Genomic DNA, 17,032 nt, shown 5'->3' with positions numbered 1-17,032 from the left:
CGGGATGGGGTTGCCGCTAAGCGGCAGCTTTATGTGTCAGCAGTTTCCGACCCACGCACGACCTTGCCGATCCGCGCAATCATGAAATCCATGAACAAACGCGCCTTGGGGTCCTGATGGCGGCGATGTGTGTATAGGCAGGCCATTTGAACAGACACCGGCGGCGTTTCGATCGCAACGGGGACCAGACGCCCCGAACTGAGGTGTTCGGCCACTTCAAAAACCGGTTTCATAGCGATCCCCTGCCCCGACAGCGCCCAGTCAGTCAGCACGTCACCGTCGTCACATTCGAACCGGCCAGAGACTGCGAACCGCTTGGGACCGTCGGGCGTTTCCAATTGCCACTGAAACTCGGTCGCGCCGGGAAACCTCAGGTTCAGGCATTCATGGCGCTGGGAAACGAGGTCCGCGCCCGTTGCAGGCATGCCCCTGCGTTCAACATAGGCCGGAGCGGCACAAAGCACGCGCTGGCAGTCGGCGATCTTTCGAATACGCAGAGTACTATCTTCAGGCTGGCCGATGAAAAATGCCAGGTCCAAACCTTCGGTCGTCAGGTCAACGGATCTGTCCGTCAACCGCAAGCGTACGTCGATCTCGGGATATTCCGCAAGGAAATCAGGTACGTGTGGCGCCAAAACCCTGCGCCCGACCCCTAGTGGAGCAGCCACAAACAACGATCCACGCGGCGCTTCGGTCAGGTGGACGACCTGCGCTTCGGCATCGTCAACCGCATCCAGAACAGCCACGGCACCGGGATAGAATGCCCGCCCCTGCTCTGTCGGGCTGAGGTTGCGCGTCGTTCTTTGAAACAGGCGCACGCCCAGATGATCTTCCAGCTGAGATATCCGCGCCGACGTCACCGCTGGCGAGATTCGCAAGTCTCGCCCTGCAGCGGACATGCTGCCAAGGTCGTAAACCCTGACAAAGGTGCGGATGTTGTCTAGATAGGACATCTTTTCGTTTTTTTTGATACAGTTTGACAATATCAGGGAATACCGAAGAAAGTGCCCTTTGCCTAGTGTGACGGCAACCAATCGGAGAGCTTTCTCATGTACGACTTCGCCGTGTTCTGGGACTGGATGGCTTTTGCCGTGCGCTGGCTGCACGTTATTACCGCCATTGCCTGGATCGGATCCTCATTTTATTTCATCGCACTGGACCTTGGTCTGAACCGCGACATCCCCGGCCCGGCGGATGGCGAGGAATGGCAAGTACATGGCGGCGGCTTTTACCACATTCAGAAATACCTAGTTGCGCCCGAACGGATGCCGGAACACCTGGTTTGGTTCAAATGGGAAAGCTACGCGACCTGGCTCAGCGGGGCCGGATTGCTGATGATCGTGTACTGGGTCGGTGGAGAATTGTATCTGATCGACGCGCAGAAAGCCGATCTTGCGTTGTGGCAAGGCATCCTGATCTCGGCCGCCTCGCTAACAGTTGGTTGGCTGATCTATGATTTCCTGTGCAAATCAGGTCTGGGTGAACGTCCGACCCTTCTGATGGTGCTTCTGTTCGTGCTGCTGGTTGTTATGGGCTGGGGTTACAATCAGGTTTTCACCGGTCGCGCCATGATGCTGCATCTGGGGGCATTCACTGCTACGATCATGACAGCCAATGTGTTCTTCATCATCATGCCGAACCAACGCATCGTGGTCGACGATCTGAAGAACGGCCGCACACCTGATCCAAAATACGGCAAAATCGCCAAGCTACGGTCGACGCATAACAACTATCTGACTTTGCCGGTCGTGTTCCTGATGCTGTCGAACCATTACCCGCTGGCCTTTGCGACGGAATACAACTGGATCATCGCGGCGCTGGTCTTCCTGATGGGCGTGACCATCCGGCACTATTTCAACACACGCCACGCACGGGCAGGCGATCCGACCTGGACGTGGCTGGTCACAGCACTGTTGTTCATCGCTATCATGTGGTTGTCTACCGCCCCTATGTACAAACCTCTGGAGGAGGCCGAAGCACAGCCGCTGACACCATTTGAACAGAAATATGCCGCCGCCGATGGATTTGAAGAGGCCCATGACGTCGTTCTTGGACGCTGTTCGATGTGCCACGCACGCGAACCGGTGTGGGAGGGCATTTTGTGGGCGCCAAAGGGCGTATTGCTGGAAACTGAAGGCGACATTGCCCGCAACGCCCAGCAAATCTATCTGCAGGCGGGGGTCAGCCATGCGATGCCCCCCGCAAACGTCACCTACATGGAGCCCGAGGACCGAGAAGCAATCATCCGCTGGTTTCGCAACGCAGGTTCCTGATCCCGAGACCGATCAATCACACAGGTCGCAAAATTCAGGCGACGCTGGATTTAGTCTTTTCCTGCAAGGACTCTGATGCTCTAACATGAATGTAATCAGCCGTTGCTTTGCAAAAAACGGCAAATGTGATTTCGAGTTGGGGCAGTTGGAGCTATCAGATGCCGGGGAGCAGGCCGCGCGCCTTTTTGAAGAGATGCCTTCTCGGCGCGATTGCAATGACCCTGCCGACCGCATTGGCCGCGCTGGAAACCACCTTAACAGCTCCGGGTGCTTCAAAAGAGCTTGTCGAGCGGATGGAGGAAACCTCCTCAGTTACGACGGCCGAATCTCGCGGGCTGGACACGCCGCTTGAGATCTTGTCGGCGGCGCTTTCGGATTATCGCACTCTCGTCCAAATTCTTTATGACGAAGGGTATTTCAGCCCAGTCGTAAGCATCAAACTGGACGGAAAAGAAGCAGCTGAGATCAGCTCGCTCAGCGTACCGACGCAGATCAATCGCGCGGTAATCACGGTCAACACCGGCCCCAAGTTCACCTTTGGCGAAGCCATCGTACAACCGATAACGCCCGAAACAGTTCTGCCCGAGGAGTTTGCGGTCGGCAAACTCGCGACCACCGGCGCGATCCAACAAGCCGCGTCCGCGGGTGTGCAGGGTTGGCGCAACGCGGGTCATGCCAAGGCCGAAGTCGAAGGCCAGAAAGTCATTGCCCGCCATGCCGAGGCCAAGCTGGATGCCGAGATCGACCTTACCCCCGGCCCGCGCCTGAGATTTGGCAAAATGATCATCAAGGGCGACACCGATGTGCGCCACCGGTCAATAGAAAAGATCGCCGGGTTTCCGGCAGGCGAAGTATATTCGCCCGAGAAAATCCAGAAGGTCGGCACTCGGTTGCGGCGGACCGGGACCTTCAACGTTGTTTCGATTGAAGAGAGGGACACTCCGAACCCGGACGGCACATTGGATTTCGACGCGACGTTTGAAGATTTACCCAAGCGCCGACTGACCTTTGGCGCCGAGATCGCGTCGCGCGACGGGGTAGACGTGACCGCGACCTGGACGCATCGCAACGTATTCCGGCGTGCCGAACGCCTGCGGTTCGAGGCGGCAGTCCGTAATATCGGCGGTGCCGAGGATATCGACGGCCGGATCGGCTTGCGTCTGGATCAGCCCGACCGACTTGGTCCCGATGACAACACTTTCTGGAACGCGCTTCTGGAACGGCGCAACACAGAAAACTACAATGTCACCGTTGCGTCGCTGGCCTACGGTGCCCGGCGCACGTTCTCTGATCGTCTATATGCCGAAGCCTCAGCCGGGTTTCAGTGGTCCAGCGCGGACGACGCCTATGGCGATGACCGCAGGTTCCGATATTTCATCCTTCCGTTGCGTTCGGAATGGGACGAGCGCGACAGTAAGGTCAGCGCAACGCGCGGCTTTTATCTGGACGCGCAGATCACGCCCTTTGCTGGTCTGTCCGAAACCGAAAGCGGCATACGCATGTTTTTTGACGGGCGCGGCTATACCAGCCTCGGAACCGGTGGACGGCTGGTTTTGGCCGGTCGCGTACAGCTTGGATCAGTGCTTGGGCCGTCGCCGGACGGTGTAACACCAGACTTCCTGTTTTTCTCGGGCGGTGCCGGAACGGTTCGGGGCCAACCCTACGAGAGTCTTGGCATCCCAGTCGGCACCGGGATCGCAGGCGGCAAATCTTTCCTTGGTCTTTCCGCAGAGGTGCGCGGCAAAGTCACCGAAGCCATATCTCTGGTCGGGTTTTATGACTACGGTACGGTGGACACATCCTCATTCATCGGCAGCGGTGCAGAATATCACGCAGGTGCCGGGCTTGGGGTTCGGTATGATCTGGGCGGATTTGGTCCGTTGCGGCTGGATCTGGCCGTTCCAGTGCAGGGTGACACCGGCGACGGCTTGCAGTTTTATATCGGGATCGGACAGGCATTTTGATTGGACGTCGCGCATATCCGTTATTGTTTTCGGGGCTGATGCTGTCTGCCCCTCTGCCACTTGCCGCGCAGGAGGGAGGCGGCAGCATGCTGGAGAACTTCCTGCAGGATACGCTCTCTGGCGACGACCAAAACGTGACCGTAAAGGGCCTGCAAGGCGCGTTGAGCGCGCGCGCGACGATTGAAGAGATCACAGTTGCCGATGATGAAGGTGTTTGGCTGACCATAAAGGACGCCGAACTTGACTGGAACCGTCTGGCACTGATCCGCGGCCGGTTTTCGGTCAACTCTCTGACCGCGCAGGAAATCGATATTGCCCGCGCACCGGGAACAACGACCAAGGAAGAACCGCCCGCTTCGGCGGAAACGCAACCGTTTCAACTGCCCGAACTGCCAGTTTCCGTCGAAATCGGTGAAATCCGGGTGGATGAGCTGTCTCTTGGTGAGCCGCTGATCGGTGTCGCTGCTGATCTGAGCGTGACAGGCAACCTGTCGCTGGCAGATGGGGCGCTGGACACCAATCTGGACGTGATCCGACTGGACCGCGCAGGGGATGAGATCAAGCTGGCGGCCGGGTTCCAGAACTCAACAAGTGAGATCAATCTGGATTTACAGGTGAACGAAGCCTCTGGTGGTCTGATTTCAACCGCGTTGAAAATCCCCGACAGCCCGCCGATCGGCCTGACAGCCAAGGGCGCGGGTCCTCTGACGGACTTTACCGCTGATATCGGGCTGAGCAGCGACAATCAGATGCGCGTCACCGGACAGGTTCAACTCCAGGCGGCCGAGGGCGGAGCAGCCGACGGCATCGCGTTCACCGCGGATCTGAATGGCGATCTGACCCCTTTCCTGGGACCGGATGTCGATCCCTTCTTTGGCCCAAAATCGCGGCTTTTTGTGAATGGCCAGACCAAGCCCGAAGGCGCTTTGGATATCTCGGATCTGGAGCTCACCACGCAGGCGCTGGACCTGAAGGGTGAGTTGCAGCTGGGCGAAGGCAGCACTTTGCAACTGGCCGCGCTGCAAGGGCGCATCACCCCGCCAGATGGGGAGGCCGTCGTACTGCCGGTGGCAGGAGGCGACACATCGCTCAAGGCGGCACAGATTTCGGCGCTGTTTGACCGCCAGAACGGCAACCTTTGGGATCTGAGCCTGACGGCTAACGAATTCGCGTCTCCGCAGGCAAAGCTGGGTGATGCCCGGATCACTGCGCAGGGCACTCTGGATCAGGGCGAGGTTCTGACTGTCGATGGTGACGTACAAATCGCGGTCGGCGGGATAGATATGGCCGATGACGCGCTGACCACGGCCTTGGGCGATCGCATCACACTTGATGGCCAGTTCGACTATAGCAGCGACCAGTCACTGAACCTGTCGGGGTTCGAGCTTGTGGGCTCTGACTACACTCTGGCACTGGACGCGCTGATTGCCGGTTTGACCAGCGGCTTGACGGTCGACGGAACGGCCAAGCTGGACGCGACCGACCTGTCGCGCTTTTCGGAACTCGCCAAGCTGGATCTTGGTGGGCAGGTCTCGGCCAGCGTGACCGGAAAAGGTTCACCGCTGGAACGCAGCTTTGACGGCAAAGTCATGGTTCAGGGCCGCGACTTGTCTACTGGCCGTGATGATATCGACCCCGTGATTGCCGGCGAGACCACAATCACGCTGGACGCCAGCCGCGGCACGGACGGCATAACTATCCGTGAATTCGATCTGGACAGTGAGGCCGCCAAAGCCGTGGCCAGCGGTGTTGTGACCACCCCGGATGGCAACCTGACAATTGAAGGGCAAGCGCGCGTCAACGCATCGGATTTGTCGGTCTTCTCTGGCTTGGCAAAACGCGACCTTGGCGGTTCCCTACAGGCGACCGTGAACGGTACAGGCACGGTACAAACGCTGGAATTTGACGGCACGGCCAGCGTGACAGGTCAGAACATCAAGACTGGTATGGCCGATATCGACCCTCTGCTGACCGGCAGAACCGAGATCGAATGGGACGGTGCCAGAACCGCAGACAGTATCGACATCCGCAGCGCCTCGGTGAATGGCCGCGCTCTTAGCGCACAGGTTCAGGCGACCGTAAACGACCCCGCCGGAGATCTGTCGGTAGATGGCCAAGCGCAGTTGAATGTGCCGAACCTGTCCCTGTTTTCCGGGTTGGTCGGGCGTGATCTCGCCGGTTCGATCGCGGCGAACGTGCAGGGCAATGGCACAGTATCCACCCGGGCATTCGATGTTCAGGGCAACCTTGATGCCAACGACATCCAAACCGGCATCGAGGCCGTGGACAAGCTGATCCAGGGCCAGACGACCTTGTCCATAGATGCCCAGAATGGGGAAGATGGCCTTAGCATTCAAACGTTCCGCCTGAACGGAACGGCCATAACCGCGACAGCTTCGGGTAAGCTGGACCGTCAAGCGGGCGGGCTGGATTTCTCGGTCAAATTGGACGATCTGGCGCGGGTGTTGAACACGATGTCCGGTCCTCTGACGTTGGATGGAAACGTTGCCCCGACATCCAAGGGCGTGGAAGGCACGGTCAACCTGAATGGCCCCGACAGCTCATACGCCAAGCTTGCCGGGACGGTGGACAGCGATGGGTCGGCGGATCTGGATTTTGACGCCAAGTTCAACCGGATCGAGCGTTTTTTGCCTGAATTTCCCGGTACCGTAGCCGCCAATGGCAGCGCCAAGCGCAACAAGGGTGTTTGGACTATCGACGCAACGGCCGACGGACCCGCAGATATCAAAAGCAACGTCTCGGGAACGTTTGACGAAAGCACCGGTGAAGCCGACATGAAGGCAGTCGGCGGCGTCAATCTTGGCATCGCCAACATCTTTATCACGCCCAACAAGATCGAAGGCAGCGCCCGTTATGACCTGACATTGTCGGGTAAACCCGCGCTGGAATCTCTGTCCGGTTCGATCACCACTTCCGGTACGTCGCTGGCAATTCCCGGCGCGGGACAAACGATCACAGGCATCAGCGGATCGGTCCAACTTGCAAACAGCCGCGCCACTATTTCCCTGAGTGGCGGACCACGAGCAGGCGGCAATTTTACCGTCAGTGGGCCAGTAGACCTTACGCCACCATTCAATGCCAATATCACGACTGCCCTTAACAGCCTCGTACTGACCGATCAGTTGCTGTATGAAACCACGCTGAACGGACAAATTGCTATGACCGGGGCGCTGGCGGGTAACAGCTCGATCGCTGGACAGATCACGTTTGGCGAAACCAATATCAACCTCGCGGCTGCATCAGGTGCCGTGGGGGCGGCACCCATTCCGGACATCGTGCACGTAAACGAAAGTCAGGCGGGCTATGTCACCCGTGAGCGCGCTGGTCTGGTCGAAAAAGAAGGCGCAGGCAAAAGCGCTTCACGTATCGCGCTGGACGTCAGTCTTTTGGCGCCCAAGGCCGTGTTTGTCCGCGGGCGTGGTGTCAACGCAGAGCTGGGAGGAAAAATCCACATCGGCGGCACCACTACCTCGGTCATTCCATCCGGTCAGATCGAGCTGATCCGTGGTAATTTTGACATTCTTGGCCGCAGACTGGCACTGACCAAAGGCATTGTTACGCTGCAGGGGGACCTGACGCCCTATATCGAGTTCGAATCCTCGACCAGCACCTCTGATGGTACGGCAACGATCGAGATCGCCGGACCACTGGACTCGCCCGAGGTCAACGTCTTTTCCGACCCGGAGCGCCCGGCCGAGGAAGCTTTGGCCATGCTGCTGTTCGGTAATCGCTTCTCAGAGTTGTCACCGTTCGTAATCGCTCAGATGGCGGCCTCGCTGGCGCAACTCAGCGGCGCTGGCGGAGACACGACCAAAGGCCTGCGCGAGTCTACGGGCGTCGACACCGTGGACATCGGCGTGTCCGACGGTGGCGCGGGCCGGCTCGGCGCCGGAGCGTATCTGAGCGACAACCTCTACACCGATTTCACCGTCAACACAGAAGGCGACACCGAGGTGAACCTGAACCTGGACGTTACCGACAGTTTCACTGTGAAAGGCACTGTAGATGGACGGGGTGAGACTGGTGTTGGGGTCTTTTTTTCGCGCGACTACTAAGCAGGCCTCAGTTCACTTTCTGCGGATGCCGATCGGGTGTCCGACCTCTGGGGCCGGGTCGATCGCCGCATGATCCCTCACCATGCTCTGAAGACGCGCGACGGCCCAGTCCGGATAGGGAACCGACCGGCCGGTCGTATGGCTGACATTCATGAACAACGCTTCCTGAGTGGCGCAGATAGTACCGTCTTTTTCAGACACCATCTGTGCGAAATAGTGGCCGCGTTTGTGATCTGCGTCCAGCATCCGAAACCGGATGCTAAAGGCCTCACCCTCAAGTATTTCGCGCAGGAAATTCATGTGGGATTGCAAAATGTAAGGTCCCTGCCCCATCGCATTTACCTGCGCCTCACCCAGCCCAAGATGATCCACCATCAACAGCTCCAGCGCATTGTCGAAGGCGACGCCGTAATAGCCCACGTTCATGTGACCGTTATAATCAATCCACTCGGGGCGCGCCTTGAACCCGCGGAAAACAAGCGGGGCGTCATAGGGTCCGTCATGACCGGCCAGCGTTTCAGGCGACGGTTGCATCAGGTGCTCCTTCTTGCGTTTCAAAAATAGCGACAGCGCGGATGAATCCAGCTGAAGCCCCTTTGATCTTGAACGGGAAACAGGAAATCTCGAACCCAGTCGGCGGCAAGGTTTCAAGGTTCGTCAGTTTTTCCATGTGACAATAGCCAACCTCCATCGAGGCCCGGTGCCCTTCCCAAATAATCGATGCATCTTGCGTTTCAGCATATTCCTGCGCGGTCATTGGAAACGGTGCGTCCCAACTCCAGGCGTCGGTTCCTGTCACGCGCACCCCGCGTTTGGTCAGATACAGCGTTGCCTCGCGCCCTATGCCGCATCCTTTGGCCAGATAGTCCGGATGCCCATAACGCGTGCCAGCCGAGGTATTCACGACCACGATATCCAACGGCTGCAATTCGTGACCAATCCGTTTCAACTCGGCTTCGACATCGGCAGCGGTCGCCACATAACCATCGTCGAAATGGCGAAAATCCAGTTTCACGCCGGGGTTCATGCACCATTCCAGCGGCACCTCGTCGATGGTGATCGCCCTCTCACCTTTGTTCATGGTCGAATGGTGATGGTAAGGCGCGTCCAGATGGGTGCCATTGTGCGTGGCGATCTGAAGGCGTTCGATGGCCCAGCCCTCACCGCCGGGCAGGTCATCTTTCTGCAGGCCCGGAAAAAAGGACATGACTTGTTCGGCGGTCTGGTCATGGGCCAGATATTCGATTTCGGGTAACATGATCGGCGGATCCGACACGATGCCGGTTTCCAACGGAACTGACAGATCGACGAAGCGGCGCGCCATGTAAAACTCCTCCACCAAGAACGGTGACAGGGTTGGCCGCAGGTAAGCTGCTGTCAAGGAAAGAAAAAGGCGACCCAATGGGCCGCCTTTCCAAGACTGTATGTGACGGATTCACTCGGCCGCGATGGCGTCTTCGATCTTTTCGACGCGAATGGCCGAGAACTTGAACTCGGGGATCTTGCCGTAAGGGTCGATGGCCGAGTTGGTCAGAATGTTCGCCGCCGCCTCGACATAGGCGAACGGGATGAACACCATATCTTCGGCGATCGCCCGGTCGGCTCGAACCATGATCTCGATCGAGCCACGACGGGTGGTGAGACGGATCATTTCGCCCGGCTCGATCCCCATCAGCTTCAGCTGGCGCGGGTTCATCGAACAGTTTGCTTCCGGTTCCACAGCATCCAGAACGTTGGACCGGCGAGTCATCGACCCGGTGTGCCAGTGTTCCAGCTGACGGCCGGTTGTTGCAATCATCGGGTATTCCTCATCCGGCGCTTCATCCGGCGGGATGACACTGGCCGGGGTGAACTTGGCCCGTCCGTCTGTCCGCGGGAAGCCATCACCGAACACGATCGCCTGTCCCGGATCGGTTTCACTGAGCGACGGATAGGTGATCGTCTCGGTCTCAAGCCGCTCCCAGGTGATGTTGTCGAGTGACGCCATAGTCAGCTTCATCTCATCAAACACCTGGCTTACATCGGTGTAATCCCAGTTCAGCCCGATGCGCTGCGCAAGCTCAACGGTGATTTTCCAGTCCTCACGCGCCTCACCCGGAGGTGCCACAGCCGGACGCACACGCTGAACCTGACGGTTGGTGTTCGACACGGTGCCGTTCTTTTCATACAACGCCGAGGCAGGCAGGATGATGTCGGCATAGTTGGCCGTTTCGGTCAGGAAGATATCCTGCACGATCATCAGCTCCAACTTTGCCAAAGCTTCCCGTGCGTGACCAACATCAGGGTCGGACATAGCCGGGTTTTCACCCTGAATATACATGCCCTTGATGTTACCCGCGTAGGCCTGATCAATGATCTCGGTGACGGTCAAGCCCTTCTCGTTAGAGAAGTCATCCGAGTTCCAGACGTTGTTGAATTTGGCCCGAATGCCGTCATCCATAACCGACTGATAATCTGGCAGGAACATCGGGATCAGACCCGCGTCAGACGCGCCCTGCACGTTGTTCTGGCCACGCAGCGGGTGCAGACCCGCGCCGGGTTTACCAACATTGCCGGTCATCAATGCCAGCGAGATCAGGCATCGCGAGTTATCGGTGCCGTGAATGTGCTGACTGACGCCCATACCCCAGAAGATCAGACCAGCCTTAGCCTGCGCGAAGGTACGCGCGACACGGCGCAGCTGTTCTGGCTCAATGCCACAAATGGGCGCCATTGCCTCGGGCGTGAAGGCGCGCAGATGCTCTTTTTCGGCTTCCCAGTTCTCGGTCCAGCGGTGGATGTACTGGCTGTCGTACAGTTCCTCTTCGACGATCACGTTCATGATCGCGTTGAGCATCGAAACATCGGCACCGGGGCGGAACTGCAGCATTTCGTCTGCGAACTTGCGCATACCGACGCCGCGCGGGTCCATCACGATCAGCTTGCCACCGCGCTTGGTGAACTGCTTGAAGTAGGTTGCCGCCACGGGGTGGTTTTCGATTGGGTTGGCCCCGATGATGATAACCACATCCGAGTTCTCGACCTCGTTAAAGGTGGCCGTCACCGCGCCTGAGCCCACGTTCTCGATCAGCGCCGCCACGGACGAGGCATGGCACAGACGGGTGCAGTGGTCGACGTTGTTGTGCTTGAAGCCCTGACGAATGAACTTCTGGAAAAGATAAGCTTCTTCGTTGGTGCATTTGGCCGAACCAAAGCCAGCAACGTTGCGCGGATCTTCATCACGCAGCGCCTTCAGCTTGGTGGCCGCCAGATCCATTGCCTCTTCCCAAGTCGTCTCGCGGAAATGAGTGCCCAGATTGCCCGGATCGACATTCAACCCTTTTGCAGGCGCATCCTCACGCCGGATCAGCGGTTTGGTCAGGCGGTGTGGGTGGTGGATATAGTCGAAACCAAAGCGGCCTTTGACGCATAAGCGGCCTTCGTTGGCCGGGCCGTTGATGCCCTCGACATACTTGACCTTGCCGTCCTTGACCTTCAGCGAGACTTTGCAGCCGACGCCGCAGAACGGGCAGACGCTTTCGGTCTCGGAATCGTAGTCTTTGCTGTCGCCCTGCTGCTTTTCGTCCAACACAGTGGCTGGCATCAACGCACCGGTCGGGCAGGCTTGAACACATTCACCACAGGCGACACAGGTCGAATCCCCCATCGGGTCGTTCTGGTCAAACACCACCTGCGCGGTGTGTCCGCGACCGGCCATGCCGATCACGTCATTGACCTGCACGTCGCGACAAGCACGGACACAAAGGTTGCAGTTGATGCAGGCGTCCAGATTGACGCGCATTGCAACGTGGCTGTCATCCAGCAGAGGGATCTTCTCGGCCTCTTTCGCCGGGAAACGGCTGTCGCTGACATCGTTCAGCTTGGCCATATCCCAGAAGTGGCTGGATTTATCGTGCGCCTCTTCGGGTTGGTCGGCGACCAGCAATTCCATGACCATTGCGCGCGATTTCTCGGCCCTGTCGCTATCGGTTATTACCACCATTCCGTCCGCAGCCGGACGGATGCACGAGGCGACCAGAGTGCGCTCGCCTTCCACCTCGACCATACAGGCGCGGCAATTGCCGTCCGGTTTGTAACCCGGCTGCGGCTTGTGGCAGAGGTGCGGAATGGTAAATCCCTGCCCCTTGGCGGCTTCCCAGATGGTCCACCCTTCGGGCACGGTGACGTCATCGCCGTTCAGGTTGAAGGTGACGGTCTTGGTTGGGCTTGCATCAAGCATGGCTATGTCTCCCTCAGATTTCGTCGGCGAAGTGTTTCATGACTAGGCGGATCGGGTTCGGGGCCGCCTGCCCCAGACCGCAGATCGAGGCATCGCCCATGACCTGGCACAGATCTTCCAGAAGATCCTGATCCCACTTGTCAGCCTGCATCAGCTTCACAGCCTTTTCGCAGCCCGCCCGGCAAGGCGTGCACTGGCCACAGCTCTCATCTTCGAAGAAGCGCAGCATGTTCAGCGCGGCATCGCGTGCGGTGTCCTGATCGGACAGAACCACCACAGCGGCTGATCCAATAAAGGTGCCATGTGGCTGCAGCGTGTCAAAGTCCAATGGGATATCGTCCATCGACGCAGGCAGCAGACCCGAGGACGGACCGCCGGGCTGATACGCCTTGAAGGTCTGACCTTCGATCATGCCGCCAGCGGCCTCAATCACGTCCAAAATGGTCGAACCCGCCGGCAGCAGGTAAACACCCGGCTTGGCCACCCGCCCCGAGATTGAATAGCTGCGCAGGCCCTTGCGACCATTTTTTTCGACAGAGTTCAGAATCTGCGGCCCTTCGCGGCAGATCTTCGAGACCCAATACAGCGTCTCGACATTGTGCACCAAGGTCGGACGATTAAAGACCCCAACCTGCGCCACAAACGGAGGACGGTGGCGCGGCAGGCCCTTCTTACCCTCGATCGACTCGATCATCGCGGATTCTTCACCGCAAATATATGCACCGGCACCCCGGCGTAAGTCGATGTAACCTTTTTCGACGATTCCGGCCTCTTCCAGCGCGGCGATCTCGCGGGCCAGGATTTCCAAAACCGCCGGGTATTCGTCGCGCATATAGATGAAGCAGGTCTCGGCCTCGACCGCCCAGGCGGCGATCAGCATACCTTCAAGGAAGACATGCGGCGTGCGCTCCAGATAATAGCGATCCTTGAACGTGCCGGGTTCGCCTTCGTCCCCGTTCACGGCCAGATAACGCGTGCCTTCGTTCATGCGAACAAAGCCCCACTTCTTGCCGGACGGGAAGCCAGCACCACCCAGACCGCGCAGGCCTGAGGACAGAACGTCTTCTTGTACTTTCTCCCAATCGCCGCCCTCGCGCAGTTCTTTCAGCTTGGCGTAACCGCCGTTTGCCTCATAGGCGGCAAAGGTTTCGTAATCGGGCAGATGGGCGTGAGTATCACCGGCGGCAATTGCGGCCTGCACCTTTTCCGGGGTCGCATGGTCGATGTGGTTGTGACCAATCTCAAGCACCGGGGCCGTATCGCAACGCCCCATGCAGGGCGCGCGCACCACACGCACTTCGGATGCGTCCAAGCCATCTTCCAGCGCCTTCTGCAACTGCTGGGCACCGGCCATTTCGCAGGACAGAGAATCACAGACACGGATCGTCAGCGCGGGCGGAGGCGTCTCGTCTTCTTTCACCACGTCGAAATGGGCGTAAAACGTCGCGGTCTCATAGATCTCTGCCTGACCGATCCGCATCTCAATCGCCAGCGCGGCGATGTGATCAGCGCTGATATGGCCGTGCTCATCCTGAATCAAATGCAGAAACTCGATCAGCAGGTCGCGGCGGCGCGGGCGGTCGCCCAACAGGCGCGCAATCTCGGTCTGCGCCTCATCCGTGAACTGACGGCCTTTGGGCGTGTGCCGCCCTTTGCCTTTACCTGACTTCCAGACGCCCTTGGGTGCGCCTGATGGCTTGGTATCTAATGGTGCCATGATGCCCTCCGATTAAGGCTCCGTGTCTCATCAGAATAGCATATCGTCAAATCTCTTATCGCTATCGCACGATAACGACACCTTATCACCGCAAAGACGTCACCACAGCACGCAAAGCCCCGACCGTTGGCAATTCCGGGTCTCGGCTTAAGGTGGCCAGACAAATCGGTTTACTTACAACAGGATCGACCAGAGGCAGCACACGCGTCCCCTTAAGATCGCCCAGCGCCCGAACAAGAACGCGAGGGACTACGGTAGCCGCCAGACCCTCGCGCGCCATGACCATTGAGGCGGTGAAGCCACTGGTTTCGGCCACCACTTGGGGATGGAGTCCCTGCTCAGCGAAGATGCGGTCCAGAATGCGACGGTTCTGCATCTGCGGCTCAAGCAGGCTGAGTGGAAACTCGGCGACCTGTGTCCACGGGATCGGCCCGGTTTCTTCGGTCATATGCGACGGGATCAACAGCACGTAAGTCTCTTCGTACAATGGCTGAACCTGCCGCAGGTCGGTGCCAATGCTGTCGCCATAGGTGATACCCGCATCCAGACTACCCTCATCCAACCGGTGTTGAATGGACGAGGCCGACATGGTTTCGATCCGTGTGACAACGCGCGGATGCGCCCGATGCAGCCGCTTGATCAGCCGTCCGGTGAAGGCAATCGCGGTTGGGATTACGCCCAGTTTGAGTGTCCCGGTAATCTCACCCTTTGAGGCCAGAACCTGCTGTTCCAGCGCCTTTGTCTCATCCAGAATGCGCCGCGCGCGCTGGACGATCATCTCACCTTCTTCAGTCAGACCCTGAAACCTGTTGGCGCGGCGCACGATTGAGACACCCAGCCGGTCCTCGAGATTCCGAATACGCATGGAAAACGCTGGCTGAGAAATTCCGCATTCCTCGGCTGCTTTGGCAAAATGGCGATGCCGGGCCAAGGCGCTAAGCAATTGCAGGTCGCGGATTTCGATCATGTTTCGGTATCCCAAGGTGAGGCCAGAAACCCAGATTAGCGGCTTTTACGTTGGGGGAAAGCGATGCGTTCAGGTCAAAGACAAGGCATAGACATTGTTGAGATAGCCCTGGTCTGCAATCCGGAACTGGGTCTCGCCAATCTGTACAAACCCATTGGCCAGATAGAAGGCGATGGCCGGATCGTTTTCTGCATTGGTAGTCAACCAGACGGAATCGGTCCGTTGCTCTCGGCAATGCGACAGCGCTGCCGCAAGCAGGCGCGTGCCGATCCCTTTGCCGTGATGACGCGGCTGAACATAGAACGTCGAAATTTCCATACCCGACCACCCCGCGATAGGGGCATCACAGACCGGAGAGACGCGAATGAACCCGTCGATCCCCTGTGAATTATTCGACACCAGAATGAACTCTTCCGGATCGCTGATCAGGGCACCGATACGCGCTGGCGTGAACTCGGTCAGCGCGTAATCCGCGAAAAAACCGCTAACCCCACGTTTGAGATAGGTGCCAATCCAGACTTCAATCGAGATCGCAGCGATGCTTGACGCATCTGAATGGTCCGCTACACGCAGGGTCAATCGGCACTCAGGTATTGAACAAAAAGTGCATCACATCGCCATCCTTGACGATGTAACCTTTACCCTCGGCCCGCATCTTGCCCGCCTCTTTCGCGCCCTGTTCGCCATTTGCGGCGATGTAGTCGTCATAGGCGATCGTCTCAGCGCGAATGAAACCTTTTTCAAAATCGCCATGGATCACACCAGCGGCCTGTGGCGCAGCGGTGCCGGTGCGGATGGTCCAGGCGCGGGCCTCTTTCGGGCCGACGGTGAAATACGTTTCCAGCTTGAGCAGGTCGTAACCCGCGCGGATCAGTCGGTCGAGACCGGGCTCTTCCAGACCCATTTCCTCCAGGAACATCTGCGCCTCGTCTTCTTCCAGCAGGCTAATCTCTTCTTCGATCTTGGCGCTGATGATGACGTGGGAATTGCCCTGAGCCGCGGCCATTTCAGCCACGCGGGCGGAATATTCGTTACCCTCGGCGGCTTCTTCCTCGGACACGTTGCAGACATAGAGAACCGGTTTTGTGGTCAGCAGCTGCAGCATCGTCCATGCCTTGGCGTCTTCGTCAGAGACTTCGACCAGACGCGCGGGTTTGCCGTCTTCCAGCATCGCCTGCGCTTCAGCCAGTAAACGTTCCTGCTGCTGCGCCTCTTTGTCATTGCCTTTCAGCTTTCGCACCAGATTGGCGCGGCGCTTTTCGATGCTTTCCAGATCGGCCAGCATCAGTTCGGTCTCGATGGTATCAGCATCGGCCACAGGATCGACGCGGCCGTCCACGTGGGTCACATCGCCATCTTCGAAACAGCGCAGCACATGTGCAATCGCATCAGTCTCGCGGATGTTGGCCAGAAACTGGTTGCCCAGCCCCTCGCCCTTCGAGGCGCCCTTCACCAGACCAGCGATATCAACAAAGGTCATCCGCGTGGGAATGATCTGTTTCGAGCTTGCGATCGCCGCCAACTTGTCGAGCCGATCATCGGGCACGGCAACATCACCCACATTGGGTTCGATTGTGCAGAACGGGAAATTCGCCGCCTGCGCAGCTGCGGTTTTGGTCAGCGCATTGAAGAGGGTCGACTTACCCACGTTCGGCAGACCCACGATTCCCATTTTAAAGCCCATGACGGCCTCCTGCATAGCATTCGAGCGCAGCTTCTATGCAGGTCGGGCACAATGCGCAAGCCAGCGGGCGCATTAGGTACGCAAGGGCGTTTTGACAACACAATTGATTGTCACGGCTTTGTGCGCTTGCTC

General features: G+C 58.4%; 11 protein-coding genes. 3 read left to right on the top strand and 8 right to left on the bottom strand.

Annotated features, from left to right (window positions below):
* Window positions 1-29 precede the first annotated feature (29 nt).
* Window positions 30-953 carry a LysR family transcriptional regulator gene (locus tag AC2FJC_RS15520; protein ID WP_496740182.1) on the bottom strand — a complete coding sequence of 308 codons (924 nt, stop codon included), beginning with the start codon at window positions 951-953 and terminating at the stop codon, window positions 30-32.
* A gap of 96 nt (window positions 954-1,049) precedes the next feature.
* Here AC2FJC_RS15520 and AC2FJC_RS15515 point away from each other — a divergent pair, with 96 nt between their 5' ends.
* The 3 genes from AC2FJC_RS15515 (at window position 1,050) to AC2FJC_RS15505 (ending at window position 8,313) form a co-directional block, all read left to right on the top strand.
* Complete coding sequence (locus tag AC2FJC_RS15515; protein WP_113791601.1) at window positions 1,050-2,273, top strand: urate hydroxylase PuuD; 1,224 nt, start codon at window positions 1,050-1,052, stop codon at window positions 2,271-2,273.
* Between the two features lie 215 nt (window positions 2,274-2,488).
* Window positions 2,489-4,237 carry an autotransporter assembly complex protein TamA gene (locus AC2FJC_RS15510; RefSeq protein WP_496740181.1) on the top strand — a complete coding sequence of 583 codons (1,749 nt, stop codon included), beginning with the start codon at window positions 2,489-2,491 and terminating at the stop codon, window positions 4,235-4,237.
* A gap of 86 nt (window positions 4,238-4,323) precedes the next feature.
* Window positions 4,324-8,313 carry a translocation/assembly module TamB domain-containing protein gene (locus AC2FJC_RS15505; RefSeq protein ID WP_496740180.1) on the top strand — a complete coding sequence of 1,330 codons (3,990 nt, stop codon included), beginning with the start codon at window positions 4,324-4,326 and terminating at the stop codon, window positions 8,311-8,313.
* Window positions 8,314-8,325: 12 nt separating this feature from the next.
* Here the strand turns inward: AC2FJC_RS15505 and AC2FJC_RS15500 are convergent, their stop codons facing one another.
* From AC2FJC_RS15500 to ychF, 7 genes are all read right to left on the bottom strand, one after another.
* Window positions 8,326-8,847, bottom strand: a complete 522-nt coding sequence (locus tag AC2FJC_RS15500; protein WP_496740179.1) for a thioesterase family protein — start codon at window positions 8,845-8,847, stop codon at window positions 8,326-8,328.
* Window positions 8,831-9,637, bottom strand: a complete 807-nt coding sequence (locus tag AC2FJC_RS15495; protein WP_496740178.1) for a cyclase family protein — start codon at window positions 9,635-9,637, stop codon at window positions 8,831-8,833. Before AC2FJC_RS15495 ends, AC2FJC_RS15500 begins: the two co-directional genes overlap by 17 nt.
* A 111-nt stretch (window positions 9,638-9,748) precedes the next feature.
* Window positions 9,749-12,532 (bottom strand): formate dehydrogenase subunit alpha, encoded by a 2,784-nt coding sequence (gene fdhF, locus AC2FJC_RS15490; protein ID WP_496740177.1) that lies wholly within the window; start codon window positions 12,530-12,532, stop codon window positions 9,749-9,751.
* Window positions 12,533-12,545: 13 nt separating this feature from the next.
* Entirely contained in the window at window positions 12,546-14,249 is a 1,704-nt protein-coding gene (locus tag AC2FJC_RS15485; protein ID WP_496740176.1) for an NAD(P)H-dependent oxidoreductase subunit E, read from the bottom strand.
* Between the two features lie 85 nt (window positions 14,250-14,334).
* Window positions 14,335-15,216, bottom strand: a complete 882-nt coding sequence (locus AC2FJC_RS15480) for a LysR family transcriptional regulator (RefSeq protein WP_496740175.1) — start codon at window positions 15,214-15,216, stop codon at window positions 14,335-14,337.
* A 69-nt stretch (window positions 15,217-15,285) separates the two neighbouring features.
* Window positions 15,286-15,795, bottom strand: a complete 510-nt coding sequence (locus AC2FJC_RS15475) for a GNAT family N-acetyltransferase (protein WP_496740174.1) — start codon at window positions 15,793-15,795, stop codon at window positions 15,286-15,288.
* Between the two features lie 7 nt (window positions 15,796-15,802).
* Entirely contained in the window at window positions 15,803-16,900 is a 1,098-nt protein-coding gene (gene ychF, locus AC2FJC_RS15470; protein WP_108860977.1) for a redox-regulated ATPase YchF, read from the bottom strand.
* Between the last annotated feature and the right edge of the window lie 132 nt (window positions 16,901-17,032).

The organism is Ruegeria sp. CDSB117, from assembly GCF_059611005.1.
This window is presented reverse-complemented; position numbering and strand designations above follow the sequence as displayed.

Excerpts from the sequence above, each read along its gene's own strand:
- AC2FJC_RS15520 (WP_496740182.1), bottom strand. The coding sequence starts at position 953 with ATGTCCTATCTAGACAACATCCGCACCTTTGTCAGGGTTTACGACCTT.
- AC2FJC_RS15515 (WP_113791601.1), top strand. The coding sequence starts at position 1,050 with ATGTACGACTTCGCCGTGTTCTGGGACTGGATGGCTTTTGCCGTGCGC.
- AC2FJC_RS15510 (WP_496740181.1), top strand. The coding sequence starts at position 2,489 with ATGACCCTGCCGACCGCATTGGCCGCGCTGGAAACCACCTTAACAGCT.
- AC2FJC_RS15505 (WP_496740180.1), top strand. The coding sequence starts at position 4,324 with ATGCTGGAGAACTTCCTGCAGGATACGCTCTCTGGCGACGACCAAAAC.
- AC2FJC_RS15500 (WP_496740179.1), bottom strand. The coding sequence starts at position 8,847 with ATGCAACCGTCGCCTGAAACGCTGGCCGGTCATGACGGACCCTATGAC.
- AC2FJC_RS15495 (WP_496740178.1), bottom strand. The coding sequence starts at position 9,637 with ATGGCGCGCCGCTTCGTCGATCTGTCAGTTCCGTTGGAAACCGGCATC.
- fdhF (WP_496740177.1), bottom strand. The coding sequence starts at position 12,532 with ATGCTTGATGCAAGCCCAACCAAGACCGTCACCTTCAACCTGAACGGC.
- AC2FJC_RS15485 (WP_496740176.1), bottom strand. The coding sequence starts at position 14,249 with ATGGCACCATTAGATACCAAGCCATCAGGCGCACCCAAGGGCGTCTGG.
- AC2FJC_RS15480 (WP_496740175.1), bottom strand. The coding sequence starts at position 15,216 with ATGATCGAAATCCGCGACCTGCAATTGCTTAGCGCCTTGGCCCGGCAT.
- ychF (WP_108860977.1), bottom strand. The coding sequence starts at position 16,900 with ATGGGCTTTAAAATGGGAATCGTGGGTCTGCCGAACGTGGGTAAGTCG.